The organism is bacterium (assembly GCA_019695305.1).
Taxonomy (GTDB): Bacteria; UBA10199; UBA10199; order UBA10199; family JAIBAG01; genus JAIBAG01.
The window spans coordinates 234,540-252,822 of sequence record JAIBAG010000001.1; the positions used below are offsets into that span (position 1 = coordinate 234,540).

The window sequence follows — 18,283 nt, forward strand, 5'->3', positions numbered from 1 at the left end:
AGTTTATTTTTTCTTTTTATCAGCCCAGTTTTCAATTTCTGTCTGCTGACTACGGGTTAGTGCCAAACTCTTCTTTTTAACATTTTTAGTAATAGTAGAACCGGCACCAATATAAGCGCCTTCACCCACCGTAACAGGAGCTACAAATTGTGTATCGCTGCCTACAAACACACCGTCTTCTAAAATAGTTTGATATTTTTTTACACCATCGTAATTGCACGTGATGGTGCCGGCCCCGATATTTACTTTTTTACCAATCGTCGCATCACCAATATAACTCAAATGATTTACTTTAGAGCCTTCGCCAATGGTTGATTTCTTAATTTCCGAAAAATTACCTACTTTTACACCGTTGGCTAATTTTGTTTCGGGGCGCAATTGGGCAAAAGGTCCAATTTCAATTTCGTTTCCTAAAATAGCATCGCGTGCATACACATAAGCTTTAAAATGAACCTTGTTGCCGACAGTGACGTTTTCTAAAAAAAGCCCCGGTTCCAAGGTGCATTCTTTACCGATGCTAGTTTTTCCTAAAAGAGTACAGGGGCCGTAGATAATGGTTCCAGATCCGATAGTGACATCATCGCCAATCATGACGCCGGCATCGTTTAAAATAGTAACGCCATTTTCTAAATGTTTTTTAATATTTTTTGTCATTTTTATTTTGTTTGCCGTCATAAGTTCTTCCTGTGAGTTCACGCCTTGGGCTTCGTTAACATCTTTCATCGTATATAAAGCCGTCTTCTTTTTTTGTTTGTACGCCATGTTTACCAAATCGGTTAAATAATATTCTTTTTGGGCATTTTTGTTTTTTAATTCTTTGATGGCCGTTTTTAAAAATGAAGCATCCACGGCATACAAGCCCACATTCACCAGTTTTATTTTTTTTTGGACGCTGGTAGCATCTTTATATTCCACAATGTTTTTTGGCTTTTTACTCGCATCCAGCACCACACGGCCAAAATGGGAGTTTTCTACGTTGGTAGCCGTGAGTGTAAGCAAGGCTTTTGATTTTTGATGAGTACTTAAAAGGTTTTGTATGGATTCTGGTGTAATAAGAGGCATATCGCCATTTGTGATGAGCACGGTGCCTTTAAAATTATGAAGAAGTGGCATGGCCGCCATTACGGCGTGTCCTGTACCCAGCGGCGGATCTTGGATGGCGATTTCAAAATCATAATTTTCAAAATTTTTTTGAATGATGTTTTGTGTCTCGGGGCTGGTGACTACAATTACCTTTTGTGATTTTATGGATAGTTTTAGCGAGGAGGCAAGCATGGGTTTATCAAGGAGCGGATGCAAAACTTTGGGGACAGAACTTTTCATCCGTGTGCCGCGGCCGGCTGCTAGAATGATGGTTGCAAGAGAGTGAGGCATGGATTATGTTTTAATGATGTGGGGTAAAATAACAACAAGAATTTTTTTTATTACTTTAATCCTTTTTAAAGCGCAATTTGGCACTGCCGAAGAGCCTAAAACTTGCCCTTTTTTAGATACTTGTAAGCCCAATGTCTTTATCGATTATCTCAACACACAAGTAGACGAAGTGGAAAATCAGGTTTCTCCTAAAGGAAGAGTGAAAAAGGCGGCATTCGCTCTTGAACAAGCCGAAAATTGTGTCAAAAGATTTCCGGACGAAGCGGGTTGTTATTTTTACCGGGCGGTTCTGCGTGGTTTATATATTGAAACCACCGGTTTGGGATATCAAAAGGCTCTTGTTCAGATGGTGAAGGATGCCAAGAAGGTGTTGGAGATGAATCCTACTTATGATGCAGGTGGGGCCTATCGTCTTTTGGGGAATATTTATTTAAAAGTGCCCGGGATGGCTTTGGCCGAAGAGGGTATTATTAAAGATGCCGATCAAGCCTATCAATATGCCTTGCAGGCGATGGCCTTAAGCCCTGAGCATCCCGATAACCGGCAATTGTTAGGGGAAGTGCTGATGGAGCAGGGTAAAAAAGAAGAGGCGCGCGGAGTTTTGGAGCCACTTTTAGCGGAGTACGAGAAAAAGTCTCCCAAAACTTTGCATGATAAAGAAGTGATCCGTGATCTTCAAAAATTATTGGCTAAAATTTCTAAAAAAAGTTGACAAAAAAGAGTGGGTGTTAAAGGTTAATCTTTGGGAGAAGTTGTTTTAAATTTTTTTGAAAATAAGAAGTCTGTCTATTAGATGACGTCCTCACCGTTTCTGGGAAGAAAGTCCTTTGGGTGGTGGGGTGAAGACTTTTAATGTTGGCCACTCATTTTCAAAAAAATTTAAAACAACTTCTCCCAAAGATTGTTGATTGTAGAGTGTTGGAGAGGGAAAAAGTTTTAAAGACATAAATTAATAACATTACGGAAGAAAGAGGAATATATGGCTAGTGTAAACAAAGTAATTATTATTGGAAATTTAGGACAAGATCCCGAAGTGCGTTTTACTCCGGGCGGGGCTGCTGTGGCGACGCTGAATGTGGCCACCAATGAACGTTGGAACGATAAAAATGGTCAGGCTCAAGAGCGTACCGAATGGCACCGCATTGTGGTGTGGGGTCGTTTAGCCGAATTGTGCAAAGAATATCTCTCTAAAGGGCGTCCGGTTTATGTAGAAGGGCGTCTTCAAACCCGTAAATGGCAGGATAAAAGTGGCCAAGACCGTTTTACCACCGAAATTGTTGCTCAAGCCATCCAATTTTTAGGTGCGCGTGGTGGTGGCGAAGGCTTTGGTGGCGGTGGGGGCGATCATGGATCCTCGTCCGGTTCTTCGGGCTCTTCATCAAACGAACCTCCTCCGTTTGGCTCGGAAGATGATGTTCCTTTTTAAATAATTTCTCCTGTGTGCTGACATTATTCTTGTCATTTGATTGGGCCTGCTGATAATGGGAGCTGATGGCTTTATCTCCTCTCCAAGTCAAGATGACCAAGCGTCTCCTCAAGTCGGGGAATGAGGGGAAAATTGCGCATGCCCTTGAAAAGTTTCATCCATCCGACATCTCTATCTTATTTTCCGAGCTTGATCCGGCCGAAATGCAAAAGCTGCTCGATTCACTTTTTTTATTAAAAAAGGCCGGAAAAACCATTATTGAATTGCCCGAGTTTTTAATCCCTGATGTTTTGGAGATGATCGAGGATAAAAAACTCACCGATATTATTGCGCGGCTGGAACCCGATGACGCACATTACTTAATGGAAAAAATTCCGGCCGGTCGCTGGAAAAATATTCTCGATTCTCTTCCCGAAAACAATAAGCGGTTTCTGGATAAATTATTACTCTACCCCCACCGTTCGGCTGGTGCCATCATGAACACAAACTTTGTGGCGGTAAAAGCCGATTGGACGGTAGAAGAAGCCATTAATCATTTGCGTAACCATCCCGAAACGCACGGAGTGTTTTATATTTATGTGGTGGATGACAGCAATATGCTCTTGGGGGTGCAGTCGCTAAGACATTTGGTAGTGTCTAAGCCGGGTTCGCTTATTCGGGATGTGATGGATCAGGGAGTTAATTCGGTGCTGGCTACAGCCTCTCAAGAAGAAGCAGCGCAGATTGTAACGCAATACAATTTATTGGCACTACCGGTTGTAAACGAAAACCGTGAACTGGTGGGTGTGATTACGGTAGATGACGTGCTGGATATTGTGGAAGAAGAAGCCGCCGAAGATATTTACCATTTGGCTGGCTTATCCGAAACCGACCGTGCGGCTACTCCCGTGTGGGAAAAAGTAAAAAAACGTTTCCCTTGGATGCTGGTTAATTTGTGCACGGCCGGCCTTATTTCGTCGGTGGTGCATATTTTTGAAAGTACCATTCAGCAAGTGGTGATTTTAGCTGTGATTATGAATATTGTCACCGGCTTGGGTGGCAACACGGCCATTCAAAGTTTAACAGTGGTTACCCGTGCCATTGCCATGGGAGAACTGGGATTTGTAAAGCTCTATAAAGTTATATTAAAAGAAATGGCCAATGGACTTATTTTGGGAATGTTGGGCGGGGTGCTTATTGGCACTATGGTTTATTTTTTAGAGGGAAATCTTGTACTCAGTTTTATTTTGCTTGTGGCTCTTACACTTAATTTGGTTTTGGGTGGTTTGGTTGGGGCCGGTATTCCTCTTGTTTTTCGTTCTATGAAACTCGATCCTGCTGTTGGAACATCGGTTATTGTTACGATGACAACCGATGTGATGGGCAATATTTTCTTTTTAGGATTTGCTACCTTATTGATGAAGTTTTTGCTTTAGAGGCCTTTTTTGTTTTAACCCCCTTCAATAATACTCTATTTTAAATATAAGTAATTGAAATCATTAATATTTATAGCTTCACAAGAAGTTTTCAATAAATATCGAAACTTTATTGGAATTATACCGATAAAGTACTACGTGTTTTAGACACGCGATTTCTGGGCAGAAATCAATTTTTTAAATTTAAAAAAAGTGAATCTTGCATGGCAAGTATCAACCCAAAAGATCTGTTTGATTTTTTAGAACAGTCGGATCCTCTGTTGGCCGAAGATCGTGCTGCTTTGGTTAGTTTGCTTGCCGAGTACGATCAAGATCCCTATGCTGGCATAGCCAATAATGAGCTCGATCGCGGTGAATGGGATTTATTAAGTCGTGATCCACGGTTTTTAGAATTACTCGAAGTTTATTTGCCTTTTGGCGACACGCTTGATTCGTTTGTGTCTTCCATCAATCTTTTGTTTCGTCCCGATTTTGAGGATGAAATTTATGACGAGCCGGTTCGTGCGGTTTCTTCCCGTTTGCCAGAGCGTGTTACTGTGGCTCATAACCAACCTGCTATTAGCTCAGATGCTCACCGTATTGTAAAATCCACCGTTGATTTTTTTAATGCACAGTCAGAGGCTTCTGTTTTTAAAGGGGACCACGATTTTTTTAAAGCGTTAGCCTTGTTTAGCGAAGGAAACTACGATGAGGCCGCCTATGTTTTAGAAGATTTAGCCCGTTGGATGCTTTCCAAAATTCCAGCGTGGGGTAGTCATGATTATCTGTCGCCTCTCATCGATTTTAGTCCGTTTCATTCACGCCAAATATCCCTTCTCCCCAATTATTTAAAGCCATACTGGGAGAAAACTTTTGACTTGTATGAAATGGTACAAAAGGAACAAGAACGCATACACTCGTTACGCTTATTGGCCTTTGATGAAGCCCGCGATCAATACGAGTTTCAGGGAGCTATTGCTACAGCTCTAGATATAGAAGTTAAAAGTGAGTCTAAAAGCCTGGCTACTCGTTTATGGGCCGGTGTGGAGTATGCTAATGCAATGGGTTTGTTGGGATATAAAGAATACCAAAAACGTCAGATGTTTCGTGAGGCAATCAAAGCATATATTGATTCGGGCCAGGCCAGTACCATTAGTGAGGCTATTGCACTCATTGAGCAAGCCAACAATCCAGTTTTAAATGAGGCTCATCAGGCCTGGGTAGAAAGAAATTGTAACAGAATATTAAGGGGAGACGGATGTATTGGATTAACACGTGATGATTATTTTCAATACGAAATAGACTGTGCCAAATCCCGCCAAGATTATGGTTTGGTTGTGGCTTATAGTAACGTGTTGCTTGCTCAAGATTTTAAAAATCTTACATCAAAAGCTACACCGCAAATGCTGGCTGAGGTAGAAGCTCACTTAGAATCTGCTATTGCCGACAATCGTGATTCTATTATTGCTAACACAACACTCGCATTAACACGCCTCTATCCTCAAAAAACAGAGCAGGAAATTAGACAACTTGCTTTAGACGAGTTGGATCGTCAGATTCAGGCTAAAAAGCAGGAACTACTTTTGGAAAAAATATTAGCCCAAAAAGATTTGCATGCTTCTTTAGGGGCTCACAGTTTTTTTTCGGCCAAATTGCGTGAAGGTGCTTTGGATGGGTATGCCTCTGCTTTAGAGCGATATCACGATCATTTAACAGCAAAACAATGGGGCGAATTTTTACTTACGGCTATCCCTGCGGGTGTGGTGGCCTATTTGGCGTCGGCAAGTGCGCCTATTATTGCCGGAACAGCTGGACTAAGTGAAACTTCTTTAGCAACAGGTGGATTAAGAGTGTTGTTAAGTGGGCTGGGTTTTGTGGCTACCGAATCACTTATTAACTCCGCATCGCATGGAGCAGCGGCCTTCGATAACTTTTGGGAACGCTGTGCTGTGATGTCGGCCATTGGCGCTGTAATGGGTTTTGTGGGAGGAATTTCAAAACTAATGCCGGCCACAACGCTTACTCAGGAAAGTTTAAAGATGGCAGGAGAGTTGGGTATTGAAGCCCTTGTATTTGAGCGTATTGGCGAATTACAAAAATGGTATCATGGTGGAAACGGCACTTTAGATGAAAAGAATTTTGCCGAACGTTATGCTGAAGCCTTGCGCATGATTGTTACTTTAAAAGCAACGGGTGCTATAACCGCGCTGGCTTTAAAAGAACGCATTGTGCCATCGGATATTGTAGATTTAGCTACCATGAGAGCCATGCTTAAAGACGAGCATGTGCATGTGTTATCAAATTCAGATTATCGCTTTACGGCTGTAGAAATGAGTTATGGCAATCACATTGATGACCTTTTTTATGTGACTGCAACCGATGAGGTATATGTAAATGGAGAATTTGGTACCGGCAAACAAATGGTGGCTTTTTTAGATGATCTTCTTTTAGGAGATATCCCCGAAAGAAGTACTCTGTCTGATCGTTTAGACCCCGATGCTACATTTACTCCCACTCCTTACACCATGGATGTTGGTTCTGCTCGTACAGAACCTTCTTTTTTGCCACACGCTCCTGACACACAAGAGCCATCCATGCAGGACGATACTACTGTTGTTGAAAGAAGTCCTCGTGGTCGTGAAATGCCTGCCGCCAGTAGCGAGCCTCCACACGATGATGTTGTCACGATAGCCGATGGAAAAAGAGGGGTTGTACTCGATTCCTTGCTAGGTTTGCAATCTACTCTAGAAAGTTATTATTTCACGGCCAAGAAAGGGACCGGTTTTTTACCGGAAACATTAAAGGATATTTTTTCCGATATTAGAAGTGTGCAGAGGCAATTGGAGCAAGCAGGAATTGACTATATCCCTTTTCAGTATGTTTGGGTTTTAACAAAAACAGGAGCTCTTTTTGACGTAGCAAATTTTTATGCAATTTTTGGAACAAAAAAAGTGGGCGGCAATATTGAAGCAACCGATATGCTAGCTGCTCAAACAGCGCATGAATTGGGGCACTATGTAGATTACTTAAACGGGTTACTCTCAGGTATTTCTTTTATTGGTAACGTTTTGCCGTCGTCGGCCGAAGGTTTGGCTGGTGTTTATTACGAGGCAAAACCTGTTCACAATCAATTGATGGTGTTGGGAGAACGAGGGGTGAGTTTTAAAATTGAAGGTCAGGATGGTGTTGTAGTGGCCATAGATTATTATCGAGCCTATGCCGAAGCGAAAAAAATGGGAAACACCCAGGTGATGGCCCATTTGTTAGATCATGTAACCCGTGTTCTCGAAACAGCCAAAACAGTTTGGGTAGACGGAAAGGCCATGAGTTATCAGGAATACTATGCCGAAGGTCATGAAATGTTACCGGCCATGTCAGAACCGGGCAAGGGTTCGCAAAATCTGCCTTCTAAAGATACAATTTTACAAACGCCCAATTGGGAGGCCTTGACTCGCCGATACTCGGCATATAGTCACAGTGCCGTTGAGTTACAAGAAAGTCAGCGTGATCGAGCTATTCCAATGCAGAACTTCACCATGGCCCGTTTGGGTTATAAAACCGTACAAGAAAATGGAACAACCATTATTACTTTTGCAGTTAAGGGTATTATGGAAAGACCTATGCCTGCCGATACCGATATTTATGTGCGAGTAACCTACTTTGATTTGGAACAGGAGGTTTTGCATTTAACACCCAGTGATGCAACAGGTGTGATTCGTGTGAATGGTTTAGGACAAATTTTACGAGCGGAAGTTTTATACCGTAAAGAATCAGCGGGAGGTCTTAGGCTTGTGACTGAAATACCCCATGAAGAAGAGTCCGAGGAATTGCCCATGGCAGAAGTATCTTTGGCAGAGAATGAAGCGAGTATGCGGGGTATGTATCAAAGGCGTGTTGATTTTACCGATGGAAAAGCCCGCTATGCAACGGTAGAATCTTTATTTGGTAGCCCTTTACCTTTTGTGACCGAGCAGATCAGTCTTAATTTAGAAGCTTTTTCATATTATGTGTCGCTTTTACGGCAACTTCATTCTCATAATAGGCAGGATATTTGGGATCAAATTCAAGATGCCGTGGTGATAGATTATGTAGGCGATATAGATTTGCCCATTATCATGGAGGGAGCAGAGTTGTATGTGGCTATGCTCTACACCAATGTAAATCGTGCCTTTGTTCCCCGTGATAGAGTGAGTGTTAATGTCATTCACAGTGATGATATGCCCGATAGTTTTATGCCGTGGAGTGCAGTTGGTTTTTATGTGCCAGTTAGCGGTGTTCTTAAAGTGCCCGGAAGTTCTCATGAGGTTCAGGTTTTTTCACATACCCAAGGGAGTATTTCTTATTTTGACCTAGCGCTTAATCCTGCTTTTTTGGATGGTCCTTTATCTGGCACCGTTGATGTGGAGCTGCGGTATAACCGTACCCGACGGGCCGATTTGGCCACGGTTATTTCTGTTCAATTAGACGCTGCCGATCCGCAAGTGCATATTCCTGTTGATGTGGATATTGGAACGCGCGTGTCGGTAGTTTTACGTCACAATGGTGGTGAAACACGAGAACGCTATCAAATGACGCCTCAAGAGGGATTATTTACACAACAGCAATTAAAAGACATGGCGATGGATCCGCTGGATTATAGTGTTTTGTACCGCTTTCCTCTTACCGAACATGGAGAAGGCGCTTTTGAGAATCCAGTTAATCAACAGATTGATGTTGCAATGAAAGCTGATGGTTATCGAAAGTATAGATGGTATCGTGATTCAGAAGGGCGTATTTGTCGTTTAGATGGGAAGATACTGCCTGATGGTGTCTATACTTTTTCAGCTTTATTAGATTTAGACGGAAATCCTTACGTGAATATTGCAAACGTTTCACATGTTAATGCGAATGAATATTTGAGAGAAAGCATATTGCCGGGTGAATTGCATATTGTAGATGGCCGTGTGACTCATGTGGAAATGAATACCGGAGGATATTTACAAGGTGTATTGGATCATCGTGCCGATTGGGTGCGCAATTTAAGATTGCTGGTAGATGCAGGCTTGGTTGATAATTTTGACAATATTCAAATCGATTTATACAAGCCCCTTTAAGCGTATTTTTCTATAAAGTTAGCCTTTAATAAGCTATTTGACACAATTGCTCCTTTCACATAAACCAAGCCCATGCATCAGCCTTATCGCCCACGTCGTTTGCGTTCTTCTCCTATCCTTCGCGATATGCTGGCCGATGTAATTATTGAACCTAAAAATTTAATCCAGCCTCTTTTTGTGAAGGAAGGCCTAAAATCGTCTCAGCCGGTTAAATCGATGCCCGGTATTTTTCAGCATACACTTGCCGATGTTGTAAAAGAAGCAAAGTCTCTTTCTAAGGCGGGCATTCAATCGGTAATTCTTTTTGGTATTCCGCAAAAAAAAGATAAAAAAGCATCAGGCGCGCATAGTCATACGGGTATTGTGCAAAAGGCGATTGCCGAAATTAAAAACGCGTGCCCCAATCTTTTTATAATTAGCGATGTGTGTCTGTGCGAGTACATGGAGCACGGCCATTGCGGGGTTATTAACTCTAAGGGCGACGTAGAAAACGATATCAGCGTGTCTCTTTTGGCCGATACGGCACTTTCACATGTAAAAGCCGGGGCCGATATGGTGGCGCCGTCTGATATGATGGATGGGCGTGTGGGGGCTATTCGTTCCCGTCTTGATGCGGAAGGTTTTCAAAATATTCCTATCATGAGCTATGCTGTTAAGTATGCTTCCAGTTTTTACGGTCCTTTTCGGGATGCGGCCGAATCGGCCCCCAGTCATGGTGATCGCAAGAGCTATCAAATGGATTATCGCCGTAGTCACGAGGCGCTCACCGAAGCGTGGCTGGATGTAGATGAAGGGGCCGACATTATTATGGTTAAACCCGCTATGGCCTATTTAGATATTGTGGCTCAGCTAAAAGCCGAAATCCCGTTGCCGCTAGCGGCCTATCAAGTAAGTGGTGAGTATGCCATGATAAAAGCAGCGGCTAAACAGGGCTGGATTGATGAAAAAGCAGTTGTTTTAGAGAGTTTAACAGCTATTAAAAGGGCCGGCGCTTCGCTTATTATCTCGTACTTTGCTAAAGATTTTTGCAACTTTTAGCTGTTTTATATAAAAAATGACAAAAATAAGCTTATTTTTACTTTTTTTTACCATTTCAACCCCTATTTTTGCCCAAGAAAGCAATTTAGTTCTCAGTTTACCGCAAAACTTTGCCAATAATGTGTGTCCGGTTAAAGTTTGGAAGGATATTCCGGTAGTTTTAAAGGTAAAAGACAATCGTGAAAGTGCTTTTGTGGGAGAGATTGCTAAAGGGAGTGAAGAGATAGATGTTTTTGTCAATCCTCCCTTGGAGCTTCAGTTTCAAAAAGCGTTAGAAGGGCTTTTAACGGTATGCGGGTTACAGGTGATGACAACATCGGCAGAGGCTACCGTGCTGAAGATAACTATAGAAAAATTTTATGCCGGCGGTAAAAAGAAATTTTTAACCGAAAAGCACGAAGCCGAGAGCGCCTTGATGATTATGGCCGAGAAGGGCGGTAATAAAATTTTTGATGTAGATTTGGGTTTTTCTATTGAATCCAAAGGCATTCGTAAAAAGAATATCAAGCAACTCACCAAAACATTGAGTGATTTGTTTTACGAGACACTCAAACAAATTCCTGTGAATCGGTATCTTAAAGATTTGTAGCCCTGGCCTTATGGTGCAAACTAAAGCCAGGGCTACTCACTCAAGGACACATTTTAGAAAAACAATTGAATTTGTGTGCGGATACGATGATCGACCTGATCCTGATTAAATCCAGGGTTAAAGCCATTAAACATTGATCCTGCTTGTACGGACCCACCATGCACCAGAGCACTATTAATCAACATGCCATAATCGGTTTGAATTTTTAGATTGTGTCCTTTGATATAATAGTTAAATCCGGCTCCGGCTTCGTAGCCATTGGTAATGCCGCTGGCTTTGGGAATAACGCCGGCAAAGCGGGCAGCTACTTCAAATTTTTTGGGAACAATAAAATAACCAGCTTGTCCACTAAACCCAAGTAACGTGCTATCAGCATCGGTATCGCGAGCATAAAAACCGGCGCCCATAAAAGAGAAGTTTTTATAGATGTAAATAAAGTCGGCTGTTGTACCAATCACGTTATTGCCGGCATTGGTATCGGGCGTATTGTAGTTGGCAGCAAGTCCAAGGGCCAATTGATGTTCTTCGGGATGATTAATGGCTGTGAGCTGAAGACCTGGTGTGCCTAAAATATTGTACACAAGGCGTGTGCCAAACAAAAAGTCGTTATTACGATTGGTACGGTTACTGCCCAAGCCTTCGTTATTTACATAAAAACCGTATTCCAGCTTTTTATCAAAAGCGCTTCCCGATAACCAAACTCCCAAATCGCGTGCGTGATTAAACACTTCATTGGCAATGGTGTAGCCAATAAATTGTTGTACGTTATCGGGCGTTAATTCTTCCCTGTTAAAGTACGGACGAGCTTGTCCCACCATCACATTAATATAGTCGTTAAATTTATAAGCGATATAAGCGTCGCGTAGAGCATTTACAAAAGCATCATTTTCGCGCGTTGTGTTATCGCGCCCACCAATAGCTTCGTACTGAAATTTAAAAGTTAAATCGGGCGAAAAAGCATGGCCACTAAAAATAAGACGGCCCCGTCTAATTTGAAAGGTATTGGTATCATCTTGTGATTCAATCCCCAAATATTGATACTGGGGTTGTAATTGAACGTTAAATTTAAGTTTATAATTGTTATCACACGTTTTGAGGTAAAAGCCATTATCATAGCCTACCATCTCGCACTCTTTTGGAGCTGGTGTGCCATTAGCCATACTACTTGTTGATAATAAAAAGCAGAATAAAAAGATAATAAACGAATAATATAATTTGTTGTTTTGAATATACATAAGTTCTCCTTAAATAACGAAATAACGCCAAGATAAAGAGATGCTTATGATAAACATCATAAAAAGTAGAATCGCAGTTCTAATTTTTATAGCTAAAAGTTTTCGCCAAGATAAAAATTGACCATACGATAACTCCAATAGCCCAGGTAATAGCTCCGTAGGTGAGATGATGAATATATCCTGCAGGAACAAAATCGGCTCCAAAGCGGGCTAGTAAACCAATGCTCATTAAAATTACAGCAATGGTAAAGGGTGTATATTTTTGATTGAGCAAATGACCGTTACCCGTGTGGCTTAATATCACGCGGGTGGCAACAGCAAAGGTGGATAACGAAAAACCACCCACAAAACCCAAGTGTAAAAAACTAACGCGATATTGGAAAGGAGCAAGTGTTGCACCCCACAAGCCAATTACCAAAAACCATAGTGAAAAACGGAGCGTTTGGGCTGTAAGCTTGCCGCTGGTTGGTTTTTTGTGAATTTGAATCTGATAAAAACAAAAGAAACTGGCAATAAAGGCTTTTAAGCACATACCAACTTTTTCGTGAAGATAGACTTCTATAAAAAAACTTAAAAACAGAAGGCTGGCTAAAGTAATGAGTAATGTATGTGATTTATTTAAAAAACTTATATCTGGCATTTTATCGCCAGGATTTTGAGGAAGAATGGCGCCAAAGCCTAAAATGGATTTAATTAAAAAGCCACCCACGCCCAACAGTAAAAAAAGTATGGTCCCCTGAAAAAAAAGATTTTTGGACAAGGTGAGCAGTTGAGGATTGCTAGAAAAAGAAAGTAGTTGAGATAAAAAAAGACACAAAAAACCAAACGGGATAAAAATAAATGTGGGCGGTGGATTTTTTTGCCGAGTTAAAAAACGTTTGGCAAGAGTTGTTATCAAAAATATAAGGGTTAGGATTATAAGCAAGCTGGTCCATAAATGATTTTCGTAAAAAATACCCAATACACCGCCTGTCCATAGTAAAAAAAGAATAACGACTTCACCAATGCTTAGAAGGCTGGCCGCTGTAAAGCGGGGAACAGCCGTGCCTAAAAAGCCTATAACAAAAGAAAATAAAAAACCGAAAAGTACCAATTGTTTGTGAAACCAGGGGGTGTGCTCATGCATACGGCCTGTTAGCGTGAGTGGCCAGTACAAAACACCCATAAGCGCCATAAGGGTGCCTAAAGGAAAAAAGAGACGAAAAGGATCGGCTGCAATTTTGTTAAAAATTTTGTTCATTTTTGAAGTGCTTCTTTTGCATGAACTACCGCATCCGTCAAACCTTCCTCGCTCAGTAGCGGCGAACCATTTTTATCAAGCAGGTTTATCATAGTATTGTGATTAATGATGCCTTCTGGTGTTTTTCTATAAATTACACCTAGTAAATTAGCAATTTCTCGAGCTGTGTTATCGTTTTCGGGGCTTGATAAAGTCCATCGTGATAAATCGAGTTTTTGTTCCTCGGCTACTTTCTTTAATACAGTCGGTGTATCGTTTGATGGGTCCATGCTAATGAGTAAAAAACGGGTATTTTTTTTTACATCAGGTTTAAGATCAGATTCCATTTTTTTTAAAGACGATATTAAAACGGGGCATGAATAAGTGCAGGAGGCATAAAACATGGTGGCTACAACGGGAAACCCCTCATATACATTAAAGGAGATGGATTGATTGTCCTGATTTATTAGTCTAGTTTTGTATTGGTAAAGACTTTGAGTATTTATATCGGCAGCTCCTGCAATAAATGAAAATGAAAAAAGAAAAAAGAGGAGCCAGGCAATCATCATGAGTGTTGGCAAGGTTAATTCCTGATCTTTTTTTAAATTTGCTTTCATAAAGTACCTCAAAGTTTTTGGCTGTTGTCGGCAGCGCATCTAAAACCCAAATTTGATGTTGTATAGTTGGCTTTAAGAGAGCTTCTCATGGCAATGCGCATAAAGCTTGCGTAATCATCTTTTTCGCTGGCAGCTACACTGCCTGCTCCGCAAAATTTGTTTTTATCGGCTTCGCCACCACTACGATTATCGGTAGCAGTTAGGTTGGCATTAAAATCGTCCACCCATTCCCATACAAGGCCGTGCATGTTGTAAACCCCGTAGTAATTTTTTTCGCCAATACGAACAGAACCCAAATTTTTTGTAGGATTTGAATACCATTCTAAAATTTTATTTCTCCATTCCATATCGGCATGCCCGTCGGGCGTACTTGTTGTAGCCCAAGCTACATATTCCCATTCGGCTTCGGTGGGTAGACGTAATCCCAGATTTTCACAATAGGAGCGGGCAGCATACCAGCTGATATGTACAATAGGGCCCTCGGGGTTAAATTCACCCAATTTTGTATCCGTTTTCCAATTTTTTAAATAATTGTCATCGGCAAAAAGTTTAGAAATTTTTGATTTTTGCCATTGCGAGTTTTTAAGCACAAAATTTAAAAACTGTTTTTGACTTACGGGATAAATTTGAATTTTAAAAGGCTGAACGATAATTTCTTTTTCCTTTTCGGATGGAGGGTAAAACGGCTTTAATGTTCCCTGAGGAATACTTACAAGTGGAGTGTTAAAAAGTTCATCGGCCTTGGCCCCCACTTGGGGGCCAAGGCCGATGATGATTAAAGCAACAATGAGACAACGTTTAAGCATTATTTTGCTGCTCCCGGAGGACGAGTGGTTTGATCACGTACTGCTTTGACATCGGCAGGTGTGATTTGACCACCACTATTTCCCCACGAGTTATAAACGTAGGTGAGTATATTGGCAATTTCATCATCGTTAAGCTGGCTCATGGGTGGCATCACCGAGTTAAAGTCTTTGCCGTTCACGGTAACAGGGCCCGATTTGCCGTTGATAACAATACCCATGGTGCGTGCTTTATCGGCATTAAGGAAATCCGAACCGGCCAGCGGCGGGAAGACACCCTCTACACCTTTGCCATCGGCCTGGTGACAGGTAGAGCATGTTCCCATAAAGAGGTTTTGACCTGCTTTAATTTGGGCATCCAGAGTAAGATTTCCTTTTTTCATTTGTTCGCTTGCAACGCTAACAGCGGTTGAAGGAGCGGCTTTATCGGCCAAGTAAACCGAATCGATTTCTTTGCCTGAATATACTTCCTTATTATCGGGGCCTTCTACCTTTAACATGCCGAGTGCGCCTTTGTTAAAGGTGCGGAAGATAGAGTGGTCCACCAGAATTGTGGTACCTGGTACTTCTACCTTAAATTCTACAATGGCTGATCCGCCAGCGGGAACAAGCGTTGTTTGCACGTTTTCCTGATATTTGGTTCCACCTTCGGTGTATACCTTGTCAAATACTTCACCAATCACATGAAAACTGCTTACTAAATTGGGACCACCGTTACCTACAAACAAGCGGACGGTTTCACCCACTTTAGCTTTTATAGCTTTATCACCAACTAATGAACCTTCAGATCCGTTAAAGAGCACATAGGTGGCGTTTTCTTCGATAGCTTTTTGCATGTCAAAGGGTTGAAGTCCTTTTTCACGATATTTACCTACCGTATAAAAATCACCCTGCATCACATAGTATTCGCGATCCACCGGAGGAAGTCCCTGGGGAGGTTCTACCAAAATTAAACCGTACATACCGTTGGCAATATGCATGCCTACAGGAGCTGTAGCACAGTGATATACATATAAACCTTGGTTTAAGGCTTTAAAGGTAAACTGTGATTCATGTCCCGGTGCTGTAAACGAGCTAGCGGCGCCACCGCCAGGCCCTGTAACCGCGTGTAAGTCGATGTTATGAGGCATTTTGTTATCGGGATGATTTTGTAAATGGAACTCAACCGTATCACCCTGGCGTACACGGATAAATTTCCCGGGAACATCACCACCAAATGTCCAAAAAGTATATTCTACACCATCGGCAATGGGTTTTGTTACTTCCTTTACTTCTAAATGAACAACCAATTTAGCGGGATGATCACGCTTGATGGGGGCTGGTACTGCCGGGGCCGAGGTAATTTCGGCTTCAACGGGTTCGCCCTTAGGGGGCCCAAAGTCACCTTTAGCGCTCCCTCCCGTGTCTTGGTTTGACTGGCTACAAGCCAGGGATGCGCCTAACACAAGGGCCATCACAAATTTAAGACGGGTTTTCATAGAATCTCCTTCGATTGAGTTGGTTGGACTGCATAAAATTGTTTTTCAATAAGGCTTAGCATAAGCTTAATTTCATCTAATCTTCCCTGTCCCAGCTCCGATGCGTTGAGGCATTCAAAACGGAGTTGAATATTAGCCATTTCTTCTGGTGACAGCATTTGTTGGATAGCTGGGTAAAGAATGTGGTTCTCTTTATAGATATGCTCACCCATAAGCCCCAAATATCCGCGGGCTAGATGTATAAAGTGTTGCCGTGTTTCGGGAGTATCAATTGGATTGTTTGATAAGTTAAAAAGCTCTTTTACATAAGCTCTACCTGTTTTGTGCTCATGGAGCATACAAGCAATGGGACCATTATTGCGCATCAATCCATGTTTTTCGGCTTCCTTAAACAGAATGTTTTCCTCTTTGGTATGATGTAAGTGATCAACAAAAAAGTCTAAAAAATGGATCATCCATCGTGTGGTAGGCAGATCAATGGGAGCGCCTGTTTCTGCGTTTTGAACAATGTGTAAAAAAATTGAAGAGAATTGCAAAATAAGATCGTGTTCGGCTTTTAAATGGTCGATGGGGTTTTTACTGTCCATACTATTTAGTTAATATCATGTGGCTATGTATATGTATGATCTAGATCAGAAATCTACATTTTTAATAAAATAGTACTTTTATGATTCATATCATATCATTTTTATAGTGTTGTGATAACGCATAAAGCATGCTGCGGAAAAGTTTTCATCTTTTATCCCCGCAAGAAGTGTTAAAATTGGCCTATAGTATTGAGATTAGGAATGCGGCCTTGTATGATGAATGGTCGCTGCGTGTTGCTCCGTTAGACAAAATATTAGCCGATCTTTTTTTCGATATGGCTTCTGAAGAGAAGGTTCATGCTCAAAAAATTTCAGATTTGTGTGCTAACCTTTTTGGGCATCAAGCAAGCCTAACTAATATAAACGAAATAAATCAAAAAATAGAAGATTTGTCAGTTATGGAACATTTTTTTATGATCCATAAAAAGGATGTGGTGCATTTATTGGATGCGGCCTTAGATATTGAAAAAAGCGCTGTTCAATTTTATGAAAAAGCAATTGATTTGTCGCAAGATGATTTATGGAAAAAAACTCTCACTCCACTAGGGAGACTTGAAGAAGATCATGTGGCATCCATTATTGATATTAAAAAAAACTATCTATGAAAAACTCGGGAGCAAGCTCCCGAGTTTTTTTCGGTATAAATATTTAACCCCCATTTCCATGATCTGGATCATAACTGTAAAAGACGAGCATTTGTATTTTAGTTATATCGAAAGGAGATTGCATGCTTTCAAAATCGGCTGCGAAGACTTTTTTTATAGTAGGTACCTTTATTTGTACCGGAATTTTTGTTGTTTTAACAATAGATACGTTCAAAAAATTACCCGGACGTACTCATACTGCTAATATTACAGCAGAAGTGGCACGCGGGAAGGACCTTTGGGATAAAAATAATTGTATGGGGTGCCATACTTTGTTGGGAGAAGGCGCCTATTATGCACCGGAACTCACCAAAGTGTACGAAAGGCGTGGTGAGGCTTTTATTCACTCCATGCTCACCGATCCATCCAAAATGTATCCGGGCGAGCGCAAGATGGTGCAGTATAATTTTTCGGAGCAGGATAAAAAAGATTTAATCGAGTTTTTTAAATGGATCGGAAATATCGATACCAATGGTTTTCCGGCCAAGCCAAATTTGGCACAAGTAGCTCTTCCTGTTTCTGACGATAAAAATTCGGTGGCTGCCATCGGTACTCGACCCCAAATATTTAATCAAATGTGTGTTGCCTGTCATTCTTTGGGTGGTCAGGGTGGACAGGTGGGGCCATCACTTGATGGGGTTGGTTCGCGCCGCGATATTGTTTGGATTACCCGCTGGCTTCATGATCCCTTGTCGGTAAAGCCGGATGCCAAAATGCCCAGGTTACCACTTTCGGATGAAGAAATTACGGAACTTGCGGCGTTTTTATCGGAAGTAAAAAATTAAC

15 protein-coding genes are annotated in these 18,283 nt (G+C 41.5%); 8 read left to right on the forward strand and 7 right to left on the reverse strand.

Features of this window, described 5'->3' with window-relative positions; translation table 11 throughout:
• Positions 1 to 3: 3 nt before the first annotated feature.
• Positions 4 to 1,374: a bifunctional UDP-N-acetylglucosamine diphosphorylase/glucosamine-1-phosphate N-acetyltransferase GlmU gene (gene glmU / locus K1X76_01065; protein ID MBX7147649.1), complete on the reverse strand. Its 1,371-nt coding sequence runs from the start codon at positions 1,372 to 1,374 to the stop codon at positions 4 to 6.
• Between glmU and K1X76_01070 the strand changes: the two genes are divergently transcribed.
• The 6 genes from K1X76_01070 to K1X76_01095 all read left to right on the forward strand — a co-directional run bounded on the left by K1X76_01070 (position 1,373) and on the right by K1X76_01095 (position 10,914).
• Positions 1,373 to 2,086, forward strand: coding sequence for a tetratricopeptide repeat protein (locus K1X76_01070; GenBank protein MBX7147650.1), 714 nt, complete (start codon positions 1,373 to 1,375; stop codon positions 2,084 to 2,086). The genes glmU and K1X76_01070 overlap by 2 nt on opposite strands.
• A 267-nt stretch (positions 2,087 to 2,353) precedes the next feature.
• Entirely contained in the window at positions 2,354 to 2,800 is a 447-nt protein-coding gene (locus tag K1X76_01075; GenBank protein ID MBX7147651.1) for a single-stranded DNA-binding protein, read from the forward strand.
• 65 nt (positions 2,801 to 2,865) lie between these two features.
• Positions 2,866 to 4,215 carry a magnesium transporter gene (mgtE, locus tag K1X76_01080; protein MBX7147652.1) on the forward strand — a complete coding sequence of 450 codons (1,350 nt, stop codon included), beginning with the start codon at positions 2,866 to 2,868 and terminating at the stop codon, positions 4,213 to 4,215.
• Between the two features lie 203 nt (positions 4,216 to 4,418).
• Positions 4,419 to 9,287, forward strand: a complete 4,869-nt coding sequence (locus K1X76_01085; protein MBX7147653.1) for a hypothetical protein — start codon at positions 4,419 to 4,421, stop codon at positions 9,285 to 9,287.
• 72 nt (positions 9,288 to 9,359) lie between these two features.
• Positions 9,360 to 10,325, forward strand: a complete 966-nt coding sequence (gene hemB / locus K1X76_01090; GenBank protein ID MBX7147654.1) for a porphobilinogen synthase — start codon at positions 9,360 to 9,362, stop codon at positions 10,323 to 10,325.
• A gap of 16 nt (positions 10,326 to 10,341) precedes the next feature.
• A complete protein-coding gene (locus K1X76_01095; protein ID MBX7147655.1) occupies positions 10,342 to 10,914 on the forward strand; it encodes a YajG family lipoprotein in 573 nt (190 codons plus the stop codon).
• 53 nt (positions 10,915 to 10,967) lie between these two features.
• On the opposite strand, the gene K1X76_01100 is transcribed toward K1X76_01095, so the two are convergent.
• From K1X76_01100 to K1X76_01125, 6 genes are all read right to left on the reverse strand, one after another.
• Positions 10,968 to 12,149, reverse strand: coding sequence for an OprO/OprP family phosphate-selective porin (locus K1X76_01100; GenBank protein ID MBX7147656.1), 1,182 nt, complete (start codon positions 12,147 to 12,149; stop codon positions 10,968 to 10,970).
• Positions 12,150 to 12,228: 79 nt separating this feature from the next.
• Positions 12,229 to 13,389: an NnrS family protein gene (locus tag K1X76_01105; protein ID MBX7147657.1), complete on the reverse strand. Its 1,161-nt coding sequence runs from the start codon at positions 13,387 to 13,389 to the stop codon at positions 12,229 to 12,231.
• A complete protein-coding gene (locus K1X76_01110; GenBank protein ID MBX7147658.1) occupies positions 13,386 to 13,985 on the reverse strand; it encodes an SCO family protein in 600 nt (199 codons plus the stop codon). Before K1X76_01110 ends, K1X76_01105 begins: the two co-directional genes overlap by 4 nt.
• 8 nt (positions 13,986 to 13,993) lie before the next feature.
• Complete coding sequence (locus K1X76_01115) at positions 13,994 to 14,791, reverse strand: formylglycine-generating enzyme family protein (protein ID MBX7147659.1); 798 nt, start codon at positions 14,789 to 14,791, stop codon at positions 13,994 to 13,996.
• On the reverse strand, positions 14,791 to 16,266 hold the full coding sequence (gene nirK / locus K1X76_01120; GenBank protein ID MBX7147660.1) for a nitrite reductase, copper-containing: 1,476 nt from the start codon (positions 16,264 to 16,266) through the stop codon (positions 14,791 to 14,793). The genes K1X76_01115 and nirK overlap by 1 nt, the downstream gene beginning before the upstream one ends.
• Positions 16,263 to 16,853 carry a hemerythrin domain-containing protein gene (locus K1X76_01125; GenBank protein ID MBX7147661.1) on the reverse strand — a complete coding sequence of 197 codons (591 nt, stop codon included), beginning with the start codon at positions 16,851 to 16,853 and terminating at the stop codon, positions 16,263 to 16,265. The genes nirK and K1X76_01125 overlap by 4 nt, the downstream gene beginning before the upstream one ends.
• Positions 16,854 to 16,981: 128 nt before the next feature.
• On the opposite strand from K1X76_01125, the gene K1X76_01130 reads away from it, so the two are divergent.
• Together K1X76_01130 and K1X76_01135 are read left to right on the forward strand one after the other, a co-directional pair.
• Positions 16,982 to 17,458: a hypothetical protein gene (locus K1X76_01130; protein ID MBX7147662.1), complete on the forward strand. Its 477-nt coding sequence runs from the start codon at positions 16,982 to 16,984 to the stop codon at positions 17,456 to 17,458.
• A gap of 122 nt (positions 17,459 to 17,580) precedes the next feature.
• Positions 17,581 to 18,282 (forward strand): cytochrome c, encoded by a 702-nt coding sequence (locus tag K1X76_01135; protein MBX7147663.1) that lies wholly within the window; start codon positions 17,581 to 17,583, stop codon positions 18,280 to 18,282.
• Position 18,283 lies beyond the last annotated feature (1 nt).

Bases quoted from the DNA above. Each gene is read 5' to 3' on its own strand.
- K1X76_01070 (MBX7147650.1), top strand. From the start codon at position 1,373: ATGGATTATGTTTTAATGATGTGGGGTAAAATAACAACAAGAATTTTT.
- glmU (MBX7147649.1), bottom strand. From the start codon at position 1,374: ATGCCTCACTCTCTTGCAACCATCATTCTAGCAGCCGGCCGCGGCACA.
- K1X76_01075 (MBX7147651.1), top strand. From the start codon at position 2,354: ATGGCTAGTGTAAACAAAGTAATTATTATTGGAAATTTAGGACAAGAT.
- mgtE (MBX7147652.1), top strand. From the start codon at position 2,866: ATGGCTTTATCTCCTCTCCAAGTCAAGATGACCAAGCGTCTCCTCAAG.
- K1X76_01085 (MBX7147653.1), top strand. From the start codon at position 4,419: ATGGCAAGTATCAACCCAAAAGATCTGTTTGATTTTTTAGAACAGTCG.
- hemB (MBX7147654.1), top strand. From the start codon at position 9,360: ATGCATCAGCCTTATCGCCCACGTCGTTTGCGTTCTTCTCCTATCCTT.
- K1X76_01095 (MBX7147655.1), top strand. From the start codon at position 10,342: ATGACAAAAATAAGCTTATTTTTACTTTTTTTTACCATTTCAACCCCT.
- K1X76_01100 (MBX7147656.1), bottom strand. From the start codon at position 12,149: ATGTATATTCAAAACAACAAATTATATTATTCGTTTATTATCTTTTTA.
- K1X76_01105 (MBX7147657.1), bottom strand. From the start codon at position 13,389: ATGAACAAAATTTTTAACAAAATTGCAGCCGATCCTTTTCGTCTCTTT.
- K1X76_01110 (MBX7147658.1), bottom strand. From the start codon at position 13,985: ATGAAAGCAAATTTAAAAAAAGATCAGGAATTAACCTTGCCAACACTC.
- K1X76_01115 (MBX7147659.1), bottom strand. From the start codon at position 14,791: ATGCTTAAACGTTGTCTCATTGTTGCTTTAATCATCATCGGCCTTGGC.
- nirK (MBX7147660.1), bottom strand. From the start codon at position 16,266: ATGAAAACCCGTCTTAAATTTGTGATGGCCCTTGTGTTAGGCGCATCC.
- K1X76_01125 (MBX7147661.1), bottom strand. From the start codon at position 16,853: ATGGACAGTAAAAACCCCATCGACCATTTAAAAGCCGAACACGATCTT.
- K1X76_01130 (MBX7147662.1), top strand. From the start codon at position 16,982: ATGCTGCGGAAAAGTTTTCATCTTTTATCCCCGCAAGAAGTGTTAAAA.
- K1X76_01135 (MBX7147663.1), top strand. From the start codon at position 17,581: ATGCTTTCAAAATCGGCTGCGAAGACTTTTTTTATAGTAGGTACCTTT.